Annotated in this window: 20 protein-coding genes; 11 read left to right on the top strand and 9 right to left on the bottom strand. The window is 72.1% G+C overall.

Annotated elements, in window-relative coordinates:
- Positions 1-6 precede the first annotated feature (6 nt).
- The 5 genes from K8Z49_RS08320 to K8Z49_RS08300 are packed head-to-tail and all read left to right on the top strand — an operon-like array spanning position 7 to position 4,568.
- On the top strand, positions 7-1,455 hold the full coding sequence (locus K8Z49_RS08320) for an aldehyde dehydrogenase (RefSeq protein ID WP_412517938.1): 1,449 nt from the start codon (positions 7-9) through the stop codon (positions 1,453-1,455).
- Positions 1,443-2,348, top strand: coding sequence for a 3,4-dihydroxyphenylacetate 2,3-dioxygenase (locus tag K8Z49_RS08315; RefSeq protein WP_024936215.1), 906 nt, complete (start codon positions 1,443-1,445; stop codon positions 2,346-2,348). The genes K8Z49_RS08320 and K8Z49_RS08315 overlap by 13 nt, the downstream gene beginning before the upstream one ends.
- Complete coding sequence (locus K8Z49_RS08310) at positions 2,348-3,196, top strand: fumarylacetoacetate hydrolase family protein (RefSeq protein WP_024936216.1); 849 nt, start codon at positions 2,348-2,350, stop codon at positions 3,194-3,196. The genes K8Z49_RS08315 and K8Z49_RS08310 overlap by 1 nt, the downstream gene beginning before the upstream one ends.
- Position 3,197: 1 nt before the next feature.
- Complete coding sequence (locus tag K8Z49_RS08305; RefSeq protein ID WP_021595083.1) at positions 3,198-3,386, top strand: ferredoxin; 189 nt, start codon at positions 3,198-3,200, stop codon at positions 3,384-3,386.
- Between the two features lie 3 nt (positions 3,387-3,389).
- The gene (locus tag K8Z49_RS08300; RefSeq protein WP_200871954.1) at positions 3,390-4,568 is read left to right on the top strand and encodes an NAD(P)/FAD-dependent oxidoreductase; all 1,179 of its coding nucleotides are present in this window, start codon (positions 3,390-3,392) and stop codon (positions 4,566-4,568) included.
- A 60-nt stretch (positions 4,569-4,628) separates the two neighbouring features.
- Here K8Z49_RS08300 and K8Z49_RS08295 read toward each other — a convergent pair whose 3' ends face one another.
- From K8Z49_RS08295 to K8Z49_RS08280, 4 genes are all read right to left on the bottom strand, one after another.
- The gene (locus K8Z49_RS08295; protein WP_412517937.1) at positions 4,629-6,470 is read right to left on the bottom strand and encodes an amidohydrolase; all 1,842 of its coding nucleotides are present in this window, start codon (positions 6,468-6,470) and stop codon (positions 4,629-4,631) included.
- 15 nt (positions 6,471-6,485) lie between these two features.
- Positions 6,486-8,354 carry an amidohydrolase gene (locus tag K8Z49_RS08290; RefSeq protein ID WP_412517936.1) on the bottom strand — a complete coding sequence of 623 codons (1,869 nt, stop codon included), beginning with the start codon at positions 8,352-8,354 and terminating at the stop codon, positions 6,486-6,488.
- Between the two features lie 164 nt (positions 8,355-8,518).
- A complete protein-coding gene (locus tag K8Z49_RS08285) occupies positions 8,519-9,091 on the bottom strand; it encodes a MarR family winged helix-turn-helix transcriptional regulator (protein ID WP_021595087.1) in 573 nt (190 codons plus the stop codon).
- A gap of 117 nt (positions 9,092-9,208) precedes the next feature.
- Complete coding sequence (locus tag K8Z49_RS08280; RefSeq protein WP_412517935.1) at positions 9,209-10,015, bottom strand: acetoacetate decarboxylase family protein; 807 nt, start codon at positions 10,013-10,015, stop codon at positions 9,209-9,211.
- 167 nt (positions 10,016-10,182) lie between these two features.
- Between K8Z49_RS08280 and K8Z49_RS08275 the strand changes: the two genes are divergently transcribed.
- The 3 genes from K8Z49_RS08275 (at position 10,183) to K8Z49_RS08265 (ending at position 14,469) form a co-directional block, all read left to right on the top strand.
- A complete protein-coding gene (locus tag K8Z49_RS08275; protein WP_412517934.1) occupies positions 10,183-11,541 on the top strand; it encodes a glutamine synthetase family protein in 1,359 nt (452 codons plus the stop codon).
- Positions 11,542-11,551: 10 nt separating this feature from the next.
- Positions 11,552-12,805: a cytochrome P450 gene (locus K8Z49_RS08270; RefSeq protein WP_256255838.1), complete on the top strand. Its 1,254-nt coding sequence runs from the start codon at positions 11,552-11,554 to the stop codon at positions 12,803-12,805.
- Between the two features lie 128 nt (positions 12,806-12,933).
- Positions 12,934-14,469: an APC family permease gene (locus tag K8Z49_RS08265; protein WP_021595091.1), complete on the top strand. Its 1,536-nt coding sequence runs from the start codon at positions 12,934-12,936 to the stop codon at positions 14,467-14,469.
- A 35-nt stretch (positions 14,470-14,504) separates the two neighbouring features.
- Here K8Z49_RS08265 and K8Z49_RS08260 read toward each other — a convergent pair whose 3' ends face one another.
- From K8Z49_RS08260 to K8Z49_RS08240, 5 genes are all read right to left on the bottom strand, one after another.
- Positions 14,505-15,377, bottom strand: a complete 873-nt coding sequence (locus tag K8Z49_RS08260) for a DMT family transporter (protein ID WP_412517933.1) — start codon at positions 15,375-15,377, stop codon at positions 14,505-14,507.
- Between the two features lie 7 nt (positions 15,378-15,384).
- A complete protein-coding gene (locus K8Z49_RS08255) occupies positions 15,385-16,617 on the bottom strand; it encodes an acetyl-CoA hydrolase/transferase family protein (protein ID WP_021595093.1) in 1,233 nt (410 codons plus the stop codon).
- A 91-nt stretch (positions 16,618-16,708) separates the two neighbouring features.
- Positions 16,709-17,596, bottom strand: a complete 888-nt coding sequence (locus tag K8Z49_RS08250; protein WP_021595094.1) for an ABC transporter permease — start codon at positions 17,594-17,596, stop codon at positions 16,709-16,711.
- 8 nt (positions 17,597-17,604) lie between these two features.
- Positions 17,605-18,405, bottom strand: coding sequence for an ABC transporter ATP-binding protein (locus K8Z49_RS08245; RefSeq protein ID WP_021595095.1), 801 nt, complete (start codon positions 18,403-18,405; stop codon positions 17,605-17,607).
- Between the two features lie 22 nt (positions 18,406-18,427).
- Complete coding sequence (locus K8Z49_RS08240; protein WP_075024761.1) at positions 18,428-19,201, bottom strand: IclR family transcriptional regulator; 774 nt, start codon at positions 19,199-19,201, stop codon at positions 18,428-18,430.
- A gap of 303 nt (positions 19,202-19,504) precedes the next feature.
- On the opposite strand from K8Z49_RS08240, the gene K8Z49_RS08235 reads away from it, so the two are divergent.
- The 3 genes from K8Z49_RS08235 to K8Z49_RS08225 all read left to right on the top strand — a co-directional run bounded on the left by K8Z49_RS08235 (position 19,505) and on the right by K8Z49_RS08225 (position 22,705).
- Positions 19,505-20,395: a DUF6282 family protein gene (locus K8Z49_RS08235; protein ID WP_021595097.1), complete on the top strand. Its 891-nt coding sequence runs from the start codon at positions 19,505-19,507 to the stop codon at positions 20,393-20,395.
- Positions 20,396-20,438: 43 nt separating this feature from the next.
- Entirely contained in the window at positions 20,439-21,524 is a 1,086-nt protein-coding gene (locus K8Z49_RS08230; protein WP_412517932.1) for an ABC transporter substrate-binding protein, read from the top strand.
- An 83-nt stretch (positions 21,525-21,607) separates the two neighbouring features.
- On the top strand, positions 21,608-22,705 hold the full coding sequence (locus K8Z49_RS08225) for an ABC transporter substrate-binding protein (protein ID WP_021595099.1): 1,098 nt from the start codon (positions 21,608-21,610) through the stop codon (positions 22,703-22,705).
- Positions 22,706-22,712: the final 7 nt, after the last annotated feature.

Below are 22,712 nucleotides of genomic sequence, written 5' to 3'. Positions count from 1 at the left end.
GCCGCTATGGCAGAGGTCGCGGGCGTCACCGTCGACACCGGCCACTGGATCGGCGGTGAACGGGTCGGGTCGGCCGTCGCGTTCACCGATGTCTCCCCCATCGACGAGCGGCCGCTCGCCGAGGTCGCGCGCGGCGGGGCCGCGGAGGCCGACGCGGCGGTGGCCGCCGCCGCGCGGGCGTTCCCGGGATGGGCCCGCACGAGCCGGAAGGACCGGGCGCGGATCCTGCACGCGATCGCCGACGGCGTCGACAAGCGCGCCGAGGAGCTCGCGCAGGTCGAGACGGCCGACAACGGCGCGCTCATCCGGTCCCACCGGCGCGGCGTGATGCCGCGCGTGGCGCACAACTTCCGGTTCTTCGCCGACCGGCTGCTGCGGCTCGGCCACGACGACTTCGAGACCCGCGGGCACCGCAACCACGTCGGCTGGGATCCCGCGGGCGTCTGCGCGCTGATCACCCCGTGGAACGCGCCGCTCATGCTGGCCACCTGGAAGGTCGCCCCGGCACTGGCCGCCGGGAACTCCGTCGTGCTGAAGCCGGCCGAGTGGGCGCCGCTCACGGCCTCGCTGCTCGCCGACATCGCCGCCGAGGCCGGGCTGCCCGGCGGCGTCCTCAACGTCCTCCAGGGGACGGGGGCGGAGGCGGGCGCGGCCCTCGTCGCGCATCCCGGCGTGCGCAGGATCAGCTTCACCGGCTCGGTCCCGACCGCGCGGAGCATCGCCGCCGCGGCGGCCCCCAACCTCACCCCGCTGTCGCTGGAGCTCGGCGGCAAGTCGCCCCTGCTGGTGTTCGCCGACGCCGACCTGGACCTCGCCGCCGACCTGGCCGCGGAGCAGTACGACAACGCCGGGCAGGTCTGCCTGGCCGCGACGAGGCTGCTGGTGGAGGAGCCGGTCGCCGGCGAGTTCACCGAGCGGCTCCTCGACCGGATCGGGCGCCTCGTCCAGGGCGACCCGCGTGACGAGGTCACCGGCATCGGGCCGCAGATCCACCGCCGGCACCTCGAACGCGTCGACGGGTTCGTGCGGCGCGCGGTCGAGGACGGTGCGCGGGTGGCGGCCGGAGGCGGCCCTAACACCGACCTCGGCGGCCTCTACTACCGGCCCACGCTGCTCACCGGCGCCCCCGAGGGCAGCGAGATCCTCACCGAGGAGGTCTTCGGCCCGGTCCTGACCCTCCAGACGTTCGACTCGGAGGAGCGGGCCATCGCGATGGCCAACGGCACCCGGTTCGGTCTCGCCGCGACCCTCGCCACCGGCGACCCCGAGCGCGCCGCCCGCGTCAGCGAGCGCCTGGTCGCCGGGACGGTGTGGGTCAACTGCTTCTTCGTCCGCGACCTGCGGGCGCCGTTCGGCGGGTCCCGCGAGTCCGGCATCGGCCGCGAGGGCGGCGACTGGAGCTTCGACTTCTACTGCGACCTGAAGAACACGGTGACGGCGCCATGGGAGAAGTGACCGGCGCCGGGCTCCTGGCCCACGTCCCCACGATCGTGCTGCCCGAGGTCACCCGCCGCGAGCTGAACGGCGGCGAGGACTCCACCCTGGTCGACGGGCTGAGGCGGCTGAGGGCGGACGTGTTCGACAGGGTGGACGACTACGACACCGTCGTCGTCCTCGACTCCCACTGGGCCACGACGGTCGAGTTCGTGACCACCGCGCACGACCGGCGGGCCGGGCTGTACACGTCCGAGGAACTGCCGCGCGGAATGTGCCGGGTGCCCTACGACTTCCCCGGAGACCCCGAACTGGCGCGCGCCGTCGCGAGCCACGCCGACGCGCACGGCACCTGGATCACCCCGATCGACGACCCGTACCTGCCGATCTTCTACGCCACCGTCAACCTGTGGACGTACCTGGGGGTCCGCGACGACCCGTACCTGGAGCTGCCGGGCAAGCGGTGGATGTCGATCGGCGTGTGCCAGACCGCCGACACCGAGGACTTCCTGCGGCTCGGGCGCGCCCTGGGCGACGCGATCGCGGCCACCGACCGGCGGGTCCTGCTCATCGCCTCGGGGGCGCTGTCGCACACGTTCTGGCCGCTGCGGCAGATCCGCGACCACGAGGCGGCCGACCCGGCGCACATCTTCACCCCCGAGGCACGCGCCGCCGACGAGGAGCGGATCGCGTGGCTGACGCGGGGGGACCACGCCCGCGTCCTCGACACGATGCCGGAGTTCCTCCGGTTCAAGCCGGAAGCCCGGTTCGGGCACTACCTGATGATGATCGGCGCCCTGGGGGAGCGGGCCTGCACCGCCCCCGGACGGCTGTACAGCGCGTACGAGAACTCCGTCGGGACGGGCCAGGTGCACGTCTGGTTCGACCGGCCCGAGAACGGATGGACGGCCTGATGCCCGAATACCGCAGGATCCTGCTGGACGGCGCGGACGTCCAGGTCGTCCGCGAGGGCGACGACCTGGTCGCCGCGGACGGCCGCCGGGTGCCCGCCGAGGAGGCCGTGCACCTGCCGCCGTGCCGGCCGACCAAGGTGGTCGCGGTGCATCTCAACCACCGCAGCCGCGTGGAGGAGTTCCGGGCCCGGCTGCCCGCCGCGCCGACCTACTTCCACAAGCCGGTCTCGGCGCTGAACGCCCACGGCGGTGCGGTCGTCCGGCCGGAACGGTGCAGATACCTCAACTACGAGGGCGAGATCGCGATCGTCATCGGCCGGACCTGCCGCAACATCGCCCCGGCGGACGCCGCCGCGTACATCGCCGGCTACACGGTGGCCAACGATTACGGGTTGCACGACTTCCGCGACACCGATGCCGGCTCGATGCTCCGGGTCAAGGGGTCCGACACGCTGTGCCCGCTCGGCCCCGGCCTCGTCACCGGCTGGGACTTCCGCGGCAAGTACCTGCGCACCTACGTCAACGGCGAGCTGGTCCAGGATGGCAACACCGGCGAGATGGCCTGGGACATGCACTACCTTGTCGCCGACATCGCCCGCACCATCACTCTCTTCCCCGGGGACGTGCTGCTGTCGGGCACGCCCGCCGGGTCGCGCCCCGTCCGTCCGGGCGACGTGGTCGAGGTCGAGGCCGAGGGGCTGGGACGGCTGCGCAACCGGATCGTGGCGGGCCCGGTGCCCGTCCGGGACGACGTCGGCGCGCAGCCCACCGAGTCCGAAGAGGTCGTCTCCACCGCGCTCGGCGGTGACTGGGAGTTCCGCGGCGTCCGCGCACCGAGGAGGAAGTGACATGAAGGTCATCGTCGACATGGACACGTGCCAGGACCACGGGCAGTGCGTGTTCTCCGCACCCGAGGTCTTCCGGCTCAACGACGAGGGGCACCTGGAGTACGAGAGCGAGCCCGACGACGCCCTGCGCGAGGCCGTCGAGGACGCGGCGGACGTCTGCCCGCTCCAGGCCATCACCGTCCAGGACTAGGCGGTGCCCGGCAGAGCAGGGGGACGGATCGTCGTGGTCGGCGCGTCCCTCGGCGGGCTGCGCGCCGCCGAGCAGTTGCGCGCCGCGGGCCACGCCGGCGAGCTGGTGGTCATCGGCGACGAGCCGCACCGCCCCTACAACAGACCGCCGCTGTCCAAGGAGGTCCTGGCCGCCGAGGTGTCCTTCGACCGGGTGGCGTTCAGGATGCGGTCCGGCGTCGACGACGTCGGCTGGCGCCTCGGGACGGCCGTCACCGGCGCCGACCTCGCCGCGCGCACCGTGCGCCTGGACGACGGGACGGAGGTCTCCTACGACGGCCTGGTGATCGCGACCGGGCTGCGGCCGCGGCGGCTGGACGTCCCGGGAACGGGGCCCGCGCGCCATGTCGTGCGGACGCTGGACGACGCGGCGGCCCTGCGCGCACGCCTGCGTCCGCGAGCCCGGGTGGCCGTGGTCGGGGCGGGCTTCATCGGATGCGAGGTCGCCGCGACCGCCCGCACGCTCGGCGCGGACGTCACCGTGGTCGCGCCGGAGAGCGAGCCGATGCTCCGTCCGCTCGGCCCCGCTCTCGGAGCCGAGCTGCGCCGCCGGCACGAGGGGCGGGGAACGCGGTTCCTTCTCGGCCGCACGGTCGCCCGGTTCACCGAGTCCGGGCTGGAGCTGTCGGACGGCTCGATGGTGCGCGCCGAGGTCGTCGTCGAGGCGGTCGGGTCGGTGCCGTGCGTGGAATGGCTGGAGGGCAACGGGCTCGACCTGTCGGACGGTGTGCTGTGCGACGGCGCCCTCCGGGTCGAGGGACGCCCCGAGGTGGTGGCGGTCGGCGATGTCGCCCGCTTCCCCAACCCCCGGTACGACGACGTCCCCCGGCGGGTGGAGCACTGGAGCATCCCCACCGACACCGCCAAGCGCGCGGCGCGAGCCCTGCTGGGGGAGCAGGGCGGGCCGTTCATGCCGCTTCCCTCGTTCTGGAGCGACCAGTACGACATGCGGCTGCAGTCGTTCGGCGCGCCGGGCCTGGGCGGCGACGACATCCGCGTACTGGAAGGCGACCTCGGCGGCGAGGCGGTGGTCGGATACCACCGCGACGGCAGGCTGGTCGGTGTGGTCATGCTCGGCTGCACCCGTTCCCAAGCCCGCTACCGCAAGCTGCTGCTGGACGACGTCCGGGTTCCCGCCTCCTAGGAGAACGCCGAGGCGCCCCCGATGCCGGATCCGGCATCGGGGGCCCTCTGGGCCACGGCCTCAGACGGCGAGGTCGCAGCAGCACCTGCCGCCCTGCAGGGCGGCGACACGGTGGTCGTGCCGTTCGCGGGACATTCCGGCTTTCACGATCTTCTTCGTCCGGGTGCCGGCCTTGCCGTCGCAGACCACACTGCCGCCGAGGACGGTGGCGGCGATGGGCAGGTCGACCAGCTTGTGCGGGTCGGCGTCCATCAGTTCGGCGTCGACGACGCAGACGTCGGCCACGTTTCCGGGCCGCAGCGTCCCCTTCCAACGTTCGGCGTGGTCCTGCCAGGCGGGCGTCCGGGTGTAGGTCGCCAGGGCCTCCTCCAGCGTGATGCGCTCTGCCTCACCCGCGACCCCGCCGAACTTCCCTTCGCGCAGGAGGGCGGACTGCACCCCCTGGAGCCAGCTCGGGAAGGTTACCGACGCGTCCGAGGCGCTGCTCACCCGCACGCCCAGGTCGAGGGCGCTGCGGTACGGCCACTGGTAGTCCGTCCGCTCCGGTCCGAGCACGGGATCGAGCGTCCGGCCGAGCAGGTACTTGATCGTCGCGTTCATGTTCACGCCGATGTCATGGCGCGCCATCGTCCGCAGTGTCGCGCGGGGTGTCAGGTCGCCGTGGATGACGTAGTGCCGCGGGTCGCGGCGGTGCCGGTTCCGCCGCATCGCCGCGAGGTAGCCCGCCACCACCGCGTCGATCGTGGCGTCCCCCGTCGCGTGCGTCCCGACCTGGAGTCCCGCGTCGTGAGCGATCCGGACCAGCTCGTGCAGGCTCGCCACCTGCTCGGCGGCCGTGTCTCCCTCCGTCATGAGGCTGCCGTTGCTGCCGTCGAGATACGGCTCGTGCAGCCACGCGGTTTGGGCCGCGGTCGGGATGCCGTCACCGAAGATCTTGACTCCGGCGACGCGCAGCACCCGGGGGTCCACGTCCCGCAGGGGCTCGTAGGCGGCGAGCACATCGCGCAGCGTGTCCGGCGACGTGCCCGCGGACAGCAGCACGTTGAGCCGGAGGCCGAGGGTCCCCGCCCGTGCCCTCTCCCGGTACAGGGCGAGCCGGCCGAGGTCGATCCCCGGATCGGTGACGCTGGTGATGCCGAGGCCGTGGAGCACCTCGATCGAGCGGTCGAGGGCTCGCGAGACCTCGTCGTCGGTGAACGGCGGGACGTGCGGGGCGATGAGGTCCCGCGCCGTCTCGCGCAGGACGCCCGTGGGCTCGCCGTCGGAGTCCTTCTCGATCACCCCGCCGGTCGGCGGCCGGGTGTCGCGGGTGATGCCGGCCATCCTCAGCACGACGGAGTTGACCGCCACCGCGTGGGCGGAGAAGTCCCTGAGGATCACCGGATGGTCGCCGGAGACGGGGTCGAGGTCGGTCCTGCGCGGCGGCCGGGGCAGCCGGTTGTCGTTCCACCCCTGCCCGCGGATCCAGGCGCCGGGGGCCGCGTCGGACGCCGCGGTGCGCACGGCGGCGACCAGCTCCTCGATCGTCGCGGTGTCGACGTCGATGGTGAACGGCGGGTAGTCGAGCCCGAAGCCGCCGAGATGCAGGTGGGAGTCGTTGATGCCGGGCAGCACCGTGCCGCCGTTCGCGTCGAGGGTCTGCGTGCGCCGGCCCGCGAAGCGGCGCATGTCCCCGTCGCGTCCGACGCCGATCACGACGCCGTCGCGAATCGCCACCGCGCCGGCGGTGCGGAAGCGCCCGTCCAGGACCAGGACCGTGCCGTTGTGGATGATCAGGTCGGCGGGCCCGCCCCTCCCGGTGTCCGCGGCGGCCCCGGGGGCCGCCGCCTCGGTGAGGGCGAGGCCGGCCGCGGCGGCGGCGGACCCCTGCAGGAACCGGCGTCGTCCGAGTCTGTTCCCCATGTCAGGGCCTTCCTTTCACGAGCAGTGGGCACATACCTGGCGGGGGTCGGGGCGCCGCGCCCAGCTCACGGCCTGACCATGCCGGGCGGCGGTGCGATGGGACGGGTTCCCGGCGTCGTAGGCGATGTCGCCGTCCACCACGGTGAGCGCGACCGGGATGCCGGTGATGTCGTGCGCGTCGGATGCCGGCCGTCCGTGCCGGTCGAGCAGGGTGCCTTCGAGGACGCACAGGTCGGCGGCCATTCCGCGGGACAGCGTGCCCTTCCAGCGGTCCGCGTGGTCCTGCCACGCGCCGGCGGTGGTGTAGGTGCGCAGCGCGTCCCGCATGCCGATGACCTGATCCGGGCCGGACACCTCGCCCGACCTGCCCTCGCGCAGGAGCATCGTCTCCAGCCCTTGCCGCCAGTCCGGCGCGACGTTCGGCGAGTCGGACGCGCTCGTCACCGTCAGACCCGCCTCCAGCGCGGAACGATAGGGCGCCTGGTAGGCCGCCCGCCCGGCTCCCACGATGTCCGGCTGGCCGTCGGCGATCAGGTGCTTGATGTTCGGGTTGAGACTGATGCCGCAGTGGTTCTCCGCCAGGACGCGCAGCGTCTCAGGCCAGGTGAAGTCGCCGTGGATGACGTAGTGCCGCGGGTGGACGCGCGGCCGCCGCCCGAGCGCCCGCGCGTACGCCGCGGCGACCGCGTCGATCGCGGCGTCGCCCGTGGCGTGCGTCCCCACCTGCATTCCGGCCTGGTGAACCAGCCCGATCATGGCCGTGAGCTCGTCGACCTTCTCCCGGTCGGTCGCGCCGTCGGTCACCAGGCCGCCCCGGCCTCCGCCCGTGTAGGGCTCGCGCATCCACGCGGTGCGGCTGGCGATGGGGACGCCGTCCGCCCGTAGCTTCACGCCGGTGACGGCGAAGAACCGGGGGTCCACATCGTCCGGAGGACGGTGGGCGGCGAGGAGTTCGCGCACGTGCCCGGCAGAGGTCGGGTACGTGTCGTCCGGCCTGCTGAGCAGGGCCGTGACCCGGATGCCCAGCGCGCCGCGGCGGGCCTTGTCCGCGTAGATCCGCTGGGCGGAGGTGCCGATGCCCGGCTCGGTGAAGCTGGTGATGCCATGGCTCAGCAGCAGGGCGACGGCGGTATCGATCGCATCGGCCTGCTCCTCGTCGGTGTAGGGCGGAACGTGCCTGTTCACCAGGTCCATGGCCGTCTCGCGGAGGAGACCGGTCGGTTCGCCCGAGGAGTCGCGCACCACGACGCCGCCGCTCGGGTCCGGGGTGTCGCGGTCGATCCCGGCCAGTTCGAGGGCCTTGCCGTTCACCCACAGCACATGGTTCGACCAGTCGAGCAGGACGACCGGGTGGTCGGGTGAGACCGGGTCCAGGTCCCGGCGGGTGGGCGGACGGCCTTCGGCGAACGCGTCCTCGTTCCATCCCTTGCCGCGGATCCAGGCGCCCGGGTCCGCCTCCCGCACGGCCTCGGCGACCGCTTGGGCCGCGTCGGCGATGGAGCCGACGCCGACATCGACGGTGTACGGCGGCAGGGCCAGTCCCGTGCGCAGACCGTGCAGGTGGGAGTCGTTGATGCCGGGCAGCACCGTGCGTCCGCGCAGGTTCAGGACCTGCGTCCGGCGCCCGACGAGGCGGCGCACCGAGCGGTCGTCGCCGGTGTGGACGATCCGGCCCGCCCTGATCGCCAGCGCGGACACGATGCGGAACCCGCGATCCATGGTCAGTACCTGGCCGTTGTGCAGCACCAGATCGGCCGCCGCCGTCGGCCGGCCGGTGTCCTGAGCCCAGGCGTTCGCGTGGGTCAGGGGCTGAGCCGCGGCACCGACGGCCAGGCCGGCTCCTCCCCGCAGCAGTCCTCGACGGCTCAGCGGGCTGTGCTCCATGAACGCTCCTCTCCCACGGCCCCGAAGATGTTCGGTCCCAAACGGTATGTAGAATGTTCGGGCTCAAACAATCTGTCAAGGGCGGCGGAGAAGAGTCACCGACCCGGAACGCGAAGACCCCGCCTCGAACGAGGAGGCGGGGTCGTCCAGACCTGCGGGGAGGGTCAGGTGCGTGCGCGGCGGCCGGAGCGCCGGGGCGGCAGGGGGGCGCCATCGCGCAGACCGGCCCGGCGGGCTTCGCCCTCGCTCTCCAGATGCTCGACGATCGTGCCGAGCAGGTGCGCCAGCGACGCGTTCTGGGACTGGTCGAGCCCCTCGACGACGAACGCCTCCTCGGCGTTGAACTGCGGGAACAGGTGGTCCATCAGGTCGCGGCCCTTGTCGGTGAGCCGGAGGACGACGAGGCGGCCGTCGGTGTCGTGCGGGCCGCGCTCCATCAGCCCGCGCCCCTCAAGCGTCTTGACCACCCCGGTGAGGGTGCCCTTGGAGATGCCGGCCTCCTCCGCGACGTGCCGGGTCTCCATCTCCTCCCAGATCCACACCACCCAGAGCACGACGAACGACGTCCAGGTGAGGTCGGCCGAGCGCAGCACGGAGCTCTCGAAGTGCTGCCGGACCGCGGCGGCGGCCCGGTAGATGTTGGAGACCGCCATCATCGCGTCGTGGCGCAGGGGAACGTCGCCGAGCCGCCGCTGGATGGCCTGCTCGGTCTCGCGCAGTGTGTGGTGACCGGTCACGTGCGTCCTCTCGCGGGCCCCGGCGCCGGGCGCGGAGCCCCGGCCCCGGCGGGTGGGGCGAACTCGAATCTACCGCCGCCACCATCGTTCGCGCCCGTACGGCCGCCGTGATGCGCGTCATCGACCGCCGGTGCCGTCCCAGAGGCGCCTGCCGCCGTTCCACACGACGCCGACCTGGCGGTAGTACGCGCCGATCACCTCGCCGACCTCCAGCCTGGCCAGCTCCTCGGCCGGCGAGCCGAACAGCCGCAGCTCCGCCTCGCCCGACCAGGCGGGCCCGCCCTCGAATCCGGCGCCGCCCGACTCGATCAGCTCGTCGAGCGCCGGCGGGCCGCCCGGCTCGACCGACGGCAGGTACCGGTGATGGGCCATCGGGTGGCCGTTGACGAACCCGTTGCCGGCGGACGGTTCGCGCAGGGTGACCACGGCCTCGGCCAGCCGCCGGTCCGCGGCGGCCAGGGTCGCGCCGAAGCGGCCGCCCGCCCCGATGCGCGGCGCCGCCCGCCCGTACGGGTGGGGACGGGTCTGGTGGATCGAGCCGAGCTTCTTCGGATAACCCTGGTGGAGCCCCCGCGCGATGGCGAAGTCCTTGTCGACCCAGATGTAGACGCACCGGCTGTAGGTGCGCCCCTGGAAGGAGCAGCGCACCACGACGAAGCACTCCTTGTACTGGGCCCGCACCGGGTCCAGGAGTTCCTCCGCCGACTCCGAGCAGGACTGCCAGTCGGCCCAGATGATCGCGACCGCCCCGGGGTCCTCGGCGGCGGGTTCGAGGGGGTCGGGGAGCAGCTCCGCGACGCGCGCCGGGTCGGTCCGGTACTCCACGGTGAGCAGGTCGCCCGAGTAGTGCCAGGGCGGGTCGGGGATCAGGGACGAGCGGCCGGTCGCCGTCCTCGGATGCAGGAAGCCTCGCACCGGTGCCATGGCACCCTCCCTCAGATCGTTTGGGTCCGTACGATATGTGAGTCCGGACGGCTTTGTCATCTCGCGGGCGAATGTTTGCCCAAGTCGCGGCTAACCCTTGTCAGACCAGGACGCCGACCATATTGTTTGCTCCCAAACGAAGTTCCGCCGTCCCGAGGGGAGCCCCAGTGCCCGGACAGCACTCCGCGGACGTCCACGACGTGGTGCAGCGGCTGACGGCCGACGGCATCGACGTCGTCCGGGTCTCCTACCCGGACCTGATCGGCGTCGACCGCGGCCGCGACGTCGTCGTCGACCGGCTGCCGTCCGTCATGGAGCACGGGCTGGCCTTCTGCCGCGCGGTCTTCCACACCAGCCCCCAGGGCGACGTCGTCGACATCGCCGGGGGCCTCGACGCGGGCCTGCCCGACATCTGCGTCCGGCCCGACCTGTCCACGCTGGCCGCGATCCCGTGGGAGCCCGGGGTGGCGCAGTGCCTGGGCGAGGCCTACGAGCCGGACGGCGCCGAACCGTGCGCCGAGGGGCCGCGCGAGGTCCTGCGGCGCGCCATCGGCCGGCTCGCCGAACTCGGGCTGGTCCCCGTCGTCGGGCCCGAGCTGGAGTACTACCTGTGCGAGCCCGACCCCGCCTCGCCCGCCGGGTGGCGCCGCTACGGCGGGGGCCCCGGCAACGTGTACACCGTGGGGCGGGGGAGCGACCCCGGCGGGCATCTGCTGGGCGCGCTGCGGAACCTGCGCGATCTCGGGCTCGGCGTGACGATGGGCAACCACGAGTTCTCCAGCGGCCAGTTCGAGATCAACCTCGACCACTCCGGGGCGCTCGACGCCGCCGACCGGGCCTTCCGGCTGAAGTCGGCCGTCAAGGAGATCGCCCGCGCGGAGGGACGGATGGCCACGTTCATGGCCAAGCCGTTCAACGACGACGGCGGCTCGGGATTCCACGTGCACCTGTCCTGCACGGACGAGACCGGCCACAACCTCTTCGACGGGCCGGACGCCGGTCCCGACGGGCTGTCCCCGCTCGCGCACCAGGCGATCGCCGGCGTCATCGCGCACGCGCCCGCCCTCGCCGCGGTCTTCAACCCGACGGTCAACTCCTACAAGCGCTTCGGCCCCGACACGCTCGCTCCCTGGCTGATCGACTGGGGGCTGGACAACCGCAGCGCCATGGTCCGCGTCCCTCCCGAACGCGGCAGCGCGACCCGCCTGGAGGTGCGGCTCGGCGACGCCGGCGCCAACCCCTACCTCGGCATCGCGGCCCTGCTGGCCGCCGCCTACCTCGGCATCCGCGACAAGCTGACCGCGCCGCCGCCGCTGGAGGGCTACGGCTACGACACCGCCAAGGCGGCCCGGCTGCCCGGCGACCTGACGGCCGCGCTGGACGCCCTGGCCGGCGACGCGGACCTCGCCGGCGTGCTCGGCGACCGGTTCGTCGGCTCCTATCTGGCCTACAAGCGGGACGAGATCGCCCGGTTCCAGCGGCACGTCACCGACTGGGAGCTGCGCGAGTACGCCCGGCATCTGTGAGGAGACAGCCTTGCCAACCGACACCCTCCCGGTGGACCTCGCCGACGTCGACAACTTCCTGGACGGGCGGACGCCCTGGCGGATGTTCGACGAGCTGCGCCGCACCGAGCCCGTGCACTGGAACCCCGAGACCGACGGCGGCAGCGGCTTCTGGTCCGTCACCCGCCACGCCGACATCGTGGCGGTGGACCGCGACGCGGCCACCTTCACCTCCACCCGGTTCGTGAACCTGGAGGAGGTCGACGAGCGCCAGGCGGCCATCCGCCGCTCCATGCTGGAGACCGACGGGCCGCGGCACATGGCGCTGCGGCGCCTGCTCCAGCGCGAGTTCACCCCCCGCGCGGTCGCGGGGTACGCCACGTTCCTGCGCGGCCTGACCGCCCGCACGCTGGACGCCGCGCTGCCGAAGGGCACCTTCGACTTCGTCGGCGAGATCGCCGCCGACTTCCCGATCAACGTGCTGGCCCGGATGCTGGACGTCCCGGACGGCGACACCCGGCGGCTCATCGACTGGGGCAACCGGATCATCGCCAACACCGACCCCGACTACGCCGACGTCCTGCTGCACAGCGAGGAGAGCGAGCGCTACCGCGACCTGCCCTTCCGCAGCCCCGCCGCGCTGGAGGTCTTCGAGTACGGCCGGGAGCTCGGCGGCCGCCGGCGCGGCGGCACCGGCACCGACCTGGTCAGCAGGCTGGTCAACCAGGTTCCGGGCGACGGCGAGCCGCTGTCGGACCGCGACTTCGACAACTACTTCCTGCTGCTCGTGGTGGCCGGCAACGAGACGACGCGGCACGCGATCACCCACTCCATGCGGGCGCTCATCGAGAACCCGGCCGAGGCCGAGCGGCTGCGCGAGGACCTCGACCTGATGCCCACCGCGGTCGAGGAGTTCCTGCGCTGGGCCTCGCCCGTCTACCACTTCCGCCGCACCGCCACCCGCGACGTGGAGATGCGCGGGAAGCGGATCAGGGAGGGCGACAAGGTCGTGCTGTGGTTCGCCTCCGGCAACCGCGACGAGGACGTCTTCGCCGACCCCTACCGCTTCGACGTCACGCGCAGCCCCAACGACCACGTCACCTTCGGCAAGGGCAGTCCGCACTTCTGCCTGGGCAACGCCCTGGCGCGCCTGGAGATGCGCATCATGTTCGAGGAGCTGCTTCCGAGACTGGCCGACATCCGGCCGGCGGGGGAGGTCCGCCGGGTGCGCTCCAACTTCGTCAACGGCGTCAAGGAGATGCCGGTCACCGTCACCCTCGCCTGACCGCCCGGCGCGGGCGGCGGGCGGGTCCCCGCCGCGGACGGGCGATCCTTCCTCTAAATCGTTTGGGCCCATATGGCCTTTGGAGTGCGAACGGCCGTGCGCGGCCGGCGGAAAGGACAGTGAGAGGCATGACCGATCAGGGCGGGACGGGGCTGCGGCACACCCCGGCGGGCGAGAGCGAGAGCCGCCTCGCACGCAACAGGCTCGGTGTCGCGGGCATCGTCTTCTTCGTCGTCGCCGCGGCCGCCCCGCTGGTCGGCATGACCGGCGCCGTCCCCATCGCGATCGTCCTCGGCAACGGCGCGGGAGTTCCCGGCGCCTACCTCGCCGCGGGCATCGTCCTGCTGGTCTTCAGCGTCGGGTACTCGGCGATGAGCCACCGGGTGACCAACACGGGCGCCTTCTTCGCCTACGTCGGACGAGGGCTCGGCGTCGTCCCCGGGGTGGGCTCGGCCTTCGTCTCCCTGCTCGCCTACGTGGCGGTCCAGCTCGCGGTCTTCGGGTTCTTCGGCGCCGTCATGGCCGGCCAGATGGACGCCGAGTTCGGCATCACGCTGGCCTGGTGGGTGTGGGCGCTCATCGCCTGGGCCCTGGTGCTCGGCCTGTCCGCGCTCAGCGTGGACATCGGAGCCAAGGTCCTGGGCCTGCTGATGATCCTTGAGGTGCTGTCGCTCGCGACCGTCGCGGTGGCCGTCCTCCTCCAGGGCGGAGGGCCGGACGGCCTGGCGCCGGGAGCGTCGTTCTCGCCGGGCAACGTCTTCGCCGGCGGCTTCGCGGGCTCGGCGGGCATCGCGCTCACCTTCGCCTTCGCGTCGTACATCGGCTTCGAGGCGACCGCCATCTACGGCGAGGAGACCCGCGACCCCAAGCGCAGCGTGCCCCGCGCCACCTACATCGCCGTCTCCCTGATCGCGCTGCTGTTCGCGTTCACCTCCTGGGCGGTGGTCAGCGGCCTCGGCAGCGACGCGGTCGGGGACCGCACCGCCCAGATCTCGTCCGTGGACGGGACCCCGCTGGCCAACCCCGCGGCCGTCCTGTTCTCGGTCGCGGAGGAGTACGTCGGCGGCTGGCTGGCGACGACGATGAGCTGGCTGGTCCTGTCCAGCCTCTTCGCGGGCCTGCTCGCGTTCCAGAACAGCGCGGCGCGCTACGTCTTCTCGATGGCGCGCGCCGGGGTGCTGCCCGCCGCCCTCGGCCGGGTCAACGGGCGCGGCGCGCCGGTGGTCGGCACCGCCGCGGTCGCGGCGACGTCGCTGGTCGTCATCGTCCTGTTCCGGGTCACCGGCCGCGATCCGGTGGTGCATCTGTTCACCTGGTTCAGCGCCTTGGCGGTGCTCGCCATCGTGCTGGTGGAGATCCTCGTGTCCATCGCCGTGATCGCCTACTTCCGGCGGGACGGCGCCGGGCGGCTGTGGAGCACCCTGGTCGCGCCCGTCGCCGCCATCGCCGGCCTAGCCCTCGGGATGTACCTCCTGGTGTCCCGCTTCGGCCTGCTGGCCGGGACCGCGGCCGAGGGCGTCGACCCCGCGACCCAGTCGTGGGGGCTGTCGGCGCTGGGGTGGTTCCTGGTCGCCCTGCCGTTCGCCGTCTTCGCGGCCGGGGTGGCGGTCGGGACGCTGCGGCGCGGCAGGCACACCGCGGCGATGGCCGACCTGGTGACCTGACGGCGGAGGCCCGCCGCCGTGCGGGCGGCGGCGGGTCAGGCCATCGCGATGGCGGCGATCCCGGCGAGCACCACCAGGGAGCCCGCCAGGCGCCGGACGGCGTTGGTCTCGCCCAGCACGCGCCATGCCGCCAGCCCGCCGAGCACGATGCTCAGCTCCCGTGCGGGGGCGACCAGGCTGACCGGCGCGATCTGGAGCGCGAAGAGCACGAGCAGGTAGGCCACCGGCGACAGCAGGCCGATGGTCAGCACCTGGCGGCGGTGGTCCCGCCACAGCCCGGTGGTCCGCGCCCGGTTGCGCAGCGCGTACGGCGCGAGGAGCAGGCTCTGGGCGAGCGCCCCGGAGCCGAAGTAGACCAGCGGCGGGACCGCCAGGGTCGTGACGGAGTGCGCGTCCCAGAGCGTGTAGCCCGCGATCGTGAACCCGGTCAGCACGCCGTAGAAGACACCCGCACGGCGCCGTGCGGGCGAGGCGTCGTCCGCCGCGGGCGCGCCGGTGCTGACCACCAGCACACCGGCGATCACCAGCAGTGCGCCGACCAGGCCGGGCCGGCCGGGGCGCTCACCGAGGAAGAGGACCGCGACCAGCACCGACAGCAGCGGCCCGGTGCCCCTGGCCAGCGGGTACACCACCGACAGGTCGCCGGTGGCGTACCCGCGCTGCAGCACGACCCCGTACGCCACGTGCAGGGCCGCGGTGACCAGCGCGGCGAGCAGCCACGTCCAATTAGGGCGCTGCGGCTCGGCCATCAGGAAGACCGCCGCCGCCGGCGCGAACACGAGGGCCGAGACGGTGTAGTAGAGGAAGACGAACTCCGCTCCGCCCCGTCCGACCCGCTTCGCGGAGAAGTTCCAGATCGCGTGCACCACGGCCGCGACGAGGACGAGCGAGAGGGCCAGGCCGTTCACCGGGACGTCACCGGAGGGGGAAGCCCAGCCGGCGGCCTTCCTCGCGGAGGCCGTCGCGGGCGGAGGGGTGGGCGACCTCGTCCACGATCTGCTGGGCCTGGGACGCGGCGTCCCGTCCCCAGACGGTGGCGGTGCCCTGCTCGCTGACGATGTAGCTGTGCTGGAACGAGGTGACCGGCCCGGCCAGCCTCGGGATGACGGTGGAGACGTCGGCGCGCGGATGCCAGGACGGGAGCGCGATGATCGCGTGCCCGCCGGGGGAGTGCAGGGCGCCGACGACGAAGTCGGTCTGGCCGCCGAAGCCCGAGTAGATGACGCCGCGGACCCGGCTGGCGTTGGCCTGGGCGTACAGGTCGACCTGGAGGGCGGAGTTCACCGAGATCAGCCGGGGCCGCCGGGCGATCAGGCTGGGGTCGTTGGTCTTCTCCGTGCGCAGCATCCGGACGCGCTCGTTGCGGTCGGCCCAGTCGTAGAGTTCGCGGGTGCCGAAGGCGAACGAGGCGGTGATGGGGGTGGCGGTGTCGAGCGCCCCGGCCTTCTCCAGGGACAGGACGCCGTCGCTGAACATCTCCGACCACACCCCGAGGCCGCGCCGGTCCAGGAGGGAGGCCAGCACGGCGTCGGGGATGCCGCCGATGCCGAGTTGCAGCGTCGCGTGCTCGGGGACCAGCCGCGCGACCCGCCGCCCGATCTCGGTCGCGACCTCGCCGGGCGGGCGCGTCGCGGGGACGGCGAGCGGCTCGTCGCTCTCGACGGCGTAGTCGATCTCGTCGGTGGTGAGGACGGCGTCCCCGTAGGTGTAGGGCATCCGCGGGTTCAGCTGGGCGACCACGAGCCCGCCGCGGGCCCGCACGGCCTCGATGGCGGCGGGCAGGATGTTCACCTCGATGCCGAGCGAGACCGTGCCGTCCGAGGGGACGGACGTCTGTACCACCACCACCTCCGGCGGCAGCGAGTCGCGCAGGAGGTTCGGGACCAGGGACAGCCGCGACGGGAAGTAGCGCAGGTTGCTCCGGCCGCGCATCCCGGCTCCGACGAACGGGGTCTCCAGCACCACCCCGTCGCGGTCCGGCAGGTCGCCCTGGGCGTTCAGCATGAAGAGCCGGTACTCGGGGAGTGCCCCGTCCAGGATCGACAGGATCCGCCGCGGGGTGGCGAAGTTGCCGCCGGCCACCACCCTGGGCCGTCCCGGCAGGTCCGCCAGGACGGCGCCGAGGCGCTCCTCCGAGATCACCCGCATCGATGCCTCCGATGCTCGACGCGCCGCTCCAATGGAGCAATGCTCGCATCGACCCCGGCCGGGAGTCTCAGCGGGGGAGGGGGCCGGGAGGTCAGAGGTCGCGGGCGTGTTCCTTCCTGGACGGCGCCCAGAACACCAGCCAGCGGTTGGCCGTGACGACGACCGCGTGCAGGCTCATGCCGATGACCGACAGCAGCACCACCACGGCGAACGTCCTGGCCACGTCCATGTTGAAGTTGGTGGCCTGGATCGTGTAGCCGAGTCCCGCGGTGGCGCCGACGAACTCGGCGACGATGGCGCCGGTGACCGAGAGGATCACCGCGACGTCGAGCCCCGCGAAGATGTGCGGCAGCGCCGAGGGCAGCCGCAGCCGGCGCAGGATCTGGAACTCGCCGGCGCCGAACGACCGCAGCATCTCGATCTGCTCGGGCTCGGCCGAGCGCAGCCCAAGGATGGAGTTGACGAGCAGGGGGAAGTAGGCGATCAGCGCGATCGTCAGGACCTTGGACGTCATCCCGATGCCGAACCACATCAGCAGCAGCGGCGCCATGGCGACCTTGGGAATGGTCTGGATCAGCACGAGGATCGGCAGGAACGCCTTGTCGACGATCCGGAACTGGGTGATCAGCGCCGCCGACACCAGCGCCAGGCCGATGGCGAGGCCGAAGCCGATCAGGATCTCCTTCAGCGTGACCCACATGTGCTCCAGCAGGAAGCCGCTCTCCAGGCCGTCGATGAGCGAGCGCACGACGTCGGACGGGGCCGGCACGAGCACGATCGACACGTCGAAGGCCCGGACGACGAACTGCCACAGGCCGATGAGGATGAGGAACAGCCCCCAGCTGAGCACGAATCCGGGGACCTGGCGCCGGGGCGCCTGCCCGGCCGCCGTGCGGCGCAGGGGTGCGCGGTTCGCGCCGTCGTCCGCCTTGGTGCCGGACGGGACCCGTTCGGCCGCCCGCGTGTTGCCGTGTTTCATGATCACCCCTAGTGAGCGCTGTGCTCGGAGTTGAGCAGGATGCGGATGCGGGAGGCGATGTCGCCGAACTCCGGTGTGTTGATGTCCTCCAGGCGCCGGGGACGGGCCAGGCCGACGTCGATGACCTCGGCGATGCGGCCGGGCCGCGGGGTCATGACGACGACCCGGTCCGACAGGAGCACGGCCTCCGGGATGCTGTGGGTGACGAACAGGACGGTCTTGCGGTCCCGCTCCCAGATGTCGAGCAGGTCGAGGCCCATCTGGTCGCGGGTCATCGCGTCCAGGGCGCCGAACGGCTCGTCCATCAGCAGGATCCGGGGGTCGTGCAGGAGGGCGCGGCCGATGCCGACGCGCTGCTGCATGCCGCCGGACAGCTCGGTCGGGTACTGGTCGGCGAAGTCGCGCAGGCCCAGCATGTCCAGCTGGTCGGCCACGCGCTTGTCGAGGTCGGCGCGGGGCCGCTTGGGCCCGACGTCGTGGGAGATCATCATGTTCTTCGCGACGGTGCGCCACGGCAGCAGCAGCGGCTGCTGGAAGACCATCCCCAGCAGGTTCTCGTGGCTGCGGGCGGATCCGAAGGACACCTCGCCCTCGGTCTGCCGGGTGAGGCCCATGACGATCTTGAGCAGGGTGCTCTTGCCGCAGCCGCTCGGGCCGACGATCGAGACGAACTGCCCCTCGGGGACGGACAGGCTCACATCGTCCAGCGCCAGGACGGTCCGGCCGCGCTTGGCGCGGTAGCGCATGGAGACGTTGTGGAGTTCGACGGCGACGTCGGTGACGGTCGGCGGGTGCGATGGGGTGGGCATGCTGTCGTCCTAATCGCTCGGGCTAGTCGCTCGGTTCGCTGTCGGAGACGGGCCACGCTCCGCCCATCTCCTTGGTCAGGGTCACGGCGGTCTCCCGGACGGCGAGGGGCGCCCGGGCGTCGGGGGCCGAGGGCAGCATCCGGTCGGTGCCGATCGCCGCGATCGTGGCGCAGACCCCCGAGTCGGCGAACACCGGCGCCGCGATGACGCTGATGCCGCGGCGGTTGGCCGGATAGATGCTCAGCCCGATCTCGCGGGTGGTGGCGATCCGGTCGATCAGCCCGGCGCGCTGGGCCACCGGCAGGGACGCCAGCAGCCGGTCGACCTGGAGCTGGTCGGGCAGGTAGGCGAGGAACGCGACGGCCTGCGCGGTGACGAGGGGCAGCTGCGAGCCGACGCGCACCGTGACGATCGTCCCGTGCACGACGTCCTCCTCGACGAGCGACACCACCGGGCCGGACGGCCCCCACAGCGACAGCACGGACGTGACGCCCGTCTGCTCGGTCAGCTCCCGCAGGTAGTCGGGGGCGAGCTGGATGATGCGCCGCTGCCCGATGGCGAAGGCGCCGAGCTGGACGATCAGCCCGCCCGGGGTGTAGCTCGCCGGCCGGCTGCCGCGGTCGAGCAGGCCGGCCGCGGTCATCGACGTCAGATACCGGTGCACCGTGGTCCGGTTGAGCTGGAGCCGCTCGGTCGCCTCCGACACCGACAGCTCCGGCGCGTCGGGCCCGAACAGGCGCAGTATCTGGGCCATCCGGCTCACGGCCTGGATGTCGGACTGGCCCTGCTCCGCCATGCACTTCCCCCTTGGCCACGCGCTCGGCGCTTCGGTCAACATCCGCACTTGATGTTCACATTATGTATGGCCCGGGAGAGTAGCAAAGTGACCTGCCTCACGCAAGAGTGCGGCGAGGCCGTCCTTCCGGTCGCTGGATCGATCGCGTTCCGCTCAAGCGTGCGTGCTGAAACCGAGGCCTCGGCCCCTCTTGGATGAGAAGAGACGGCGCGCGGTCGGGGGCGGACGCGAATTCGCAGGTCGACCGTTGACGTTCACAAAGTGGGCAGTTAGTGTGCATCGCGAACATCGAGGAGGTTGCCGATGCCCGGACCCAGCGCGATCACCACCGTGTTGCGCGGAGCGATCGACCTGCACTGCCATTCGGGGCCGAACCCGTTTCCCCGGCGCTTCGACCATGCGGACGCCGCCGCCGACGGCGAACGGCTGGAGATGCGGGCGATCCTGGTCAAGTCGCACCACCACAACACGGTGATGGACCTGCTCGCGATGGGCGACAGGCTCGCCAGGAGCTCGACGCGGGTGTTCGGGGGGATCGCGCTCAACAGCCAGGTCGGCGGCATCAACCCGTTCGCCGTGGCGATGTGCCTGCGCATGGGCGGGAAGGCCGTCTGGTTCCCGACCTTCTCCTCCGGACGGCACATCGAGTGCCATCCGGAGGGCGGCGGGTTCCCGACCGCGACCGTCGACGTCCCGTCCGCGCGGGTGGACGTCCTCGACGACGCCGGCGGCCTCATCCCCGAGGTCCACGAGGTCCTCGACCTCATCGCCGAGACCGACACGATGCTCAGCGGCGGCCACCTCCCGCCGGAGACCATCGCCCAGCTCTTCGAGGAGGGCAGGAACCGCGGGGTCAACCGCATGGTCATCAACCATCCGAACTTCGTCATCGGCGCCGAGCCCGAGCAGTGCCTGGACCTCGTGCGCGGCGGGGCCTACGTCGAGCACGAGGTCGGCATGTACGACCCCGAGGGCTACCGCAAGTGGGACCCGAAGACCCTGCTCACCTGGATCGAGACGATCGGGCCCGAGCGCACCGTCCTCGCCTCCGACCTCGGCCAGGCGAACCGGCCGCTGCCCGTCGACGCCTTCATCCGGGTCGGGTCGGCGCTGCTCGACCTCGGGCTCGGCGAGGCGGCCCTGCGGCAGATCACCTGCGTCAACCCCGCGTACCTGCTGGGCCTGGACGACTGAACCCCGACGACCACACCACCCCCTCCTGACGGAAGGACGGGACATGAGACTCAAGCCCTTGGCCGGGATGGCCGCGGTCATCCTGGCGGCGACCACCGCCGTCTCGTGCGGGTCGTCCGAGCCGGAGACCACGGCCGACGGCCGGACCGTGCTCAAGCTGGCGATCGCCACCCCGACCTGGAACTCCGGGTTCGCGACGCTGGCCGTCGCCGAGGCGCGCAAGTACTTCGCCGCGGAGAAGGTGGACGTCCGGATCTCGACGTTCGCCTCCGGTACCCAGGTCGCCCAGCAGGTCATCGCGGGCCAGACCGACATCGGCCTGATGACCGCGGAACCGGTCGGCATCGGGCGGGAGAAGGGCACCAGGCTCGTCTACTTCGCCGGCTACTACCCCAAGTGGATCTCCAATATCCAGGTCCCCGCCGGGTCGAGCGTCCGCGGCATCCGGGATCTGCCCGGCAAGCGCGTCGGCGTCACCGCCGTGGCGAGCTCGGGCACCACGTTCGTCCGGACCGCCATGAAGATGGAGGGGCTGGACGCCGGCACGGTCAAGTTCATCCCGATCGGCGGGGGATCGGAGCAGATCAACGCGATCAAGACCGGCAAGGTCGACGCGCTCGGCCTCTGGGACACCCAGTACCAGATCGTGCGCAACGCCGGCATCGGCCTCACCCCGCTGCCGGTCGCCTCGACGGAGGGCCTGTTCGGCGGCGGCTTCGCGGTCAAGGACGACGTCGTCGAGAAGCGGCGGGACGACCTGGTCCGCTTCGGCCGGGCCATGGCCAAGGCCATGGTGTTCGCCCAGGCGAACCCGCGCGCCGCCGTCCGCGACCTGTGGACGCTGCACCCCGAGGCCAAGGGCCCGGCGTCCACGTCCGAGGACGCCGTGCTGGACGGGCAGGTCAAGGTACTCCAGGTCCGCATGGACGGCCAGGGCGTCGAGCCCGGTCACGACCGCTGGGGCGAGATGGACGAGAAGAACGTCGCCGCCACGGTGTCCTTCATGCAGCAGGCCGGGCTGATCAAGAAGACCTTCCCGGCGACGGACATCTTCACCAACGACCTCATCCCCGAGATCAACAAGTTCTCCTTCGCCGAGATCCGCGCGGCGGCGAAGGACGCGAAGTGAACGGTCGCGCCCGCTGAACGGTGTGCAGTTCCCCCCGCCTCCCTCCCCACCCCATCCGAGCAGTCCACAGCTAGGGGGACCTCGTGAAAACCAACGGATATGCCCGGCTGGCGCCGATCGCGGCGCTGGTCGCGGCCGCGCTCGCGCTCGCCGGATGCGGCGGCTCGTCCGGCGGCAAGTCGGCCGACGGCCGTGACCGAATCCGGCTCGGCATCAGCACGCCGAGCTGGAACGCCGGATTCGCCACCCTCGCCGTCTCCGAGGCCAGGGGCTTCTTCGCCCAGGAGAACCTGGACGTCGACGTGCAGCTGTTCCCGTCCGGTACCCAGGCCGCCCAGCAGGTGGTCTCCGGCCAGATCGACGTCGGGCTGGTGACGCCGGAACCCGTCGCGATCGGGCAGGCCAGGAACACCGATCTGACGTACTTCGCGCAGTACTGGACGCGCTGGATCTACACCCTCAAGATCCCGCAGGACTCCCCGATCACCTCGGTGGCCGACCTCAAGGACAAGCGCGTCGGTGTCACCGCCGTGGCCAGCTCCGGCGGGACGTTCGCCCGCACGGCGATGAAGATGCAGGGCCTCGATCCGGAATCGGTCAAGCTCGTCCCGATCGGCGCCGGCGCCGAGCAGCTCAACGCGATCAAGAGCGGCAAGGTCGACGCCCTGGCGCTCTGGGACACCCAGTACCAGATCGTCGAGAACGCGGGCGTGAAGCTGAAGCCGCTGCCAGTGCCCGGCACCGAGAACCTGTTCGGCGGCGGTTTCGCGGTGAAGAAGGAGAACCTGAAGAAGAAGGAGGACCTGCTCGTCCGGCTGGGCAGGGCGTTCGCCAAGGGCGCGGTGTTCGCGCAGGCCAGTCCCGAGGCCGCGGTGGGCGACCTCTGGAAGCTGCACCCCGAGACGAAGGGGTCGTCCTCGGTCCCGGAGGACCAGCTGCTGGCCGGCCAGGTCAAGGTCCTGAAGGTCCGGCTCGACGGCATGAACATCGCCGAGGGCGAGAAGGGCCCCTGGGGCCGGATGGACCCCGCCGCCGTCACCGGCACCGTCAAGTTCATGACCACCGCCGGGCTGATCGACAAGGAGTTCCCGGCCACCGACATCTACACCGACGACCTGATCGCGAAGATCAACGCCTTCTCCTACGACGAGGTTCGCGCCGCCGCGAAGAAGGCGGCCTGACATGGGG

The organism is Actinomadura madurae (assembly GCF_047130825.1).
In the GTDB taxonomy this organism is placed as follows: domain Bacteria; phylum Actinomycetota; class Actinomycetes; order Streptosporangiales; family Streptosporangiaceae; genus Spirillospora; species Spirillospora madurae.
This window is presented reverse-complemented; position numbering and strand designations above follow the sequence as displayed.

Coding starts and splice junctions, on each gene's coding strand:
- K8Z49_RS08320 (WP_412517938.1), top strand. CDS start 7: ATGGCAGAGGTCGCGGGCGTCACCGTCGACACCGGCCACTGGATCGGC.
- K8Z49_RS08315 (WP_024936215.1), top strand. CDS start 1,443: ATGGGAGAAGTGACCGGCGCCGGGCTCCTGGCCCACGTCCCCACGATC.
- K8Z49_RS08310 (WP_024936216.1), top strand. CDS start 2,348: ATGCCCGAATACCGCAGGATCCTGCTGGACGGCGCGGACGTCCAGGTC.
- K8Z49_RS08305 (WP_021595083.1), top strand. CDS start 3,198: ATGAAGGTCATCGTCGACATGGACACGTGCCAGGACCACGGGCAGTGC.
- K8Z49_RS08295 (WP_412517937.1), bottom strand. CDS start 6,470: ATGGGGAACAGACTCGGACGACGCCGGTTCCTGCAGGGGTCCGCCGCC.
- K8Z49_RS08290 (WP_412517936.1), bottom strand. CDS start 8,354: ATGGAGCACAGCCCGCTGAGCCGTCGAGGACTGCTGCGGGGAGGAGCC.
- K8Z49_RS08280 (WP_412517935.1), bottom strand. CDS start 10,015: ATGGCACCGGTGCGAGGCTTCCTGCATCCGAGGACGGCGACCGGCCGC.
- K8Z49_RS08265 (WP_021595091.1), top strand. CDS start 12,934: ATGACCGATCAGGGCGGGACGGGGCTGCGGCACACCCCGGCGGGCGAG.
- K8Z49_RS08255 (WP_021595093.1), bottom strand. CDS start 16,617: ATGCGGGTGATCTCGGAGGAGCGCCTCGGCGCCGTCCTGGCGGACCTG.
- K8Z49_RS08250 (WP_021595094.1), bottom strand. CDS start 17,596: ATGAAACACGGCAACACGCGGGCGGCCGAACGGGTCCCGTCCGGCACC.
- K8Z49_RS08245 (WP_021595095.1), bottom strand. CDS start 18,405: ATGCCCACCCCATCGCACCCGCCGACCGTCACCGACGTCGCCGTCGAA.
- K8Z49_RS08240 (WP_075024761.1), bottom strand. CDS start 19,201: ATGGCGGAGCAGGGCCAGTCCGACATCCAGGCCGTGAGCCGGATGGCC.
- K8Z49_RS08235 (WP_021595097.1), top strand. CDS start 19,505: ATGCCCGGACCCAGCGCGATCACCACCGTGTTGCGCGGAGCGATCGAC.
- K8Z49_RS08230 (WP_412517932.1), top strand. CDS start 20,439: ATGAGACTCAAGCCCTTGGCCGGGATGGCCGCGGTCATCCTGGCGGCG.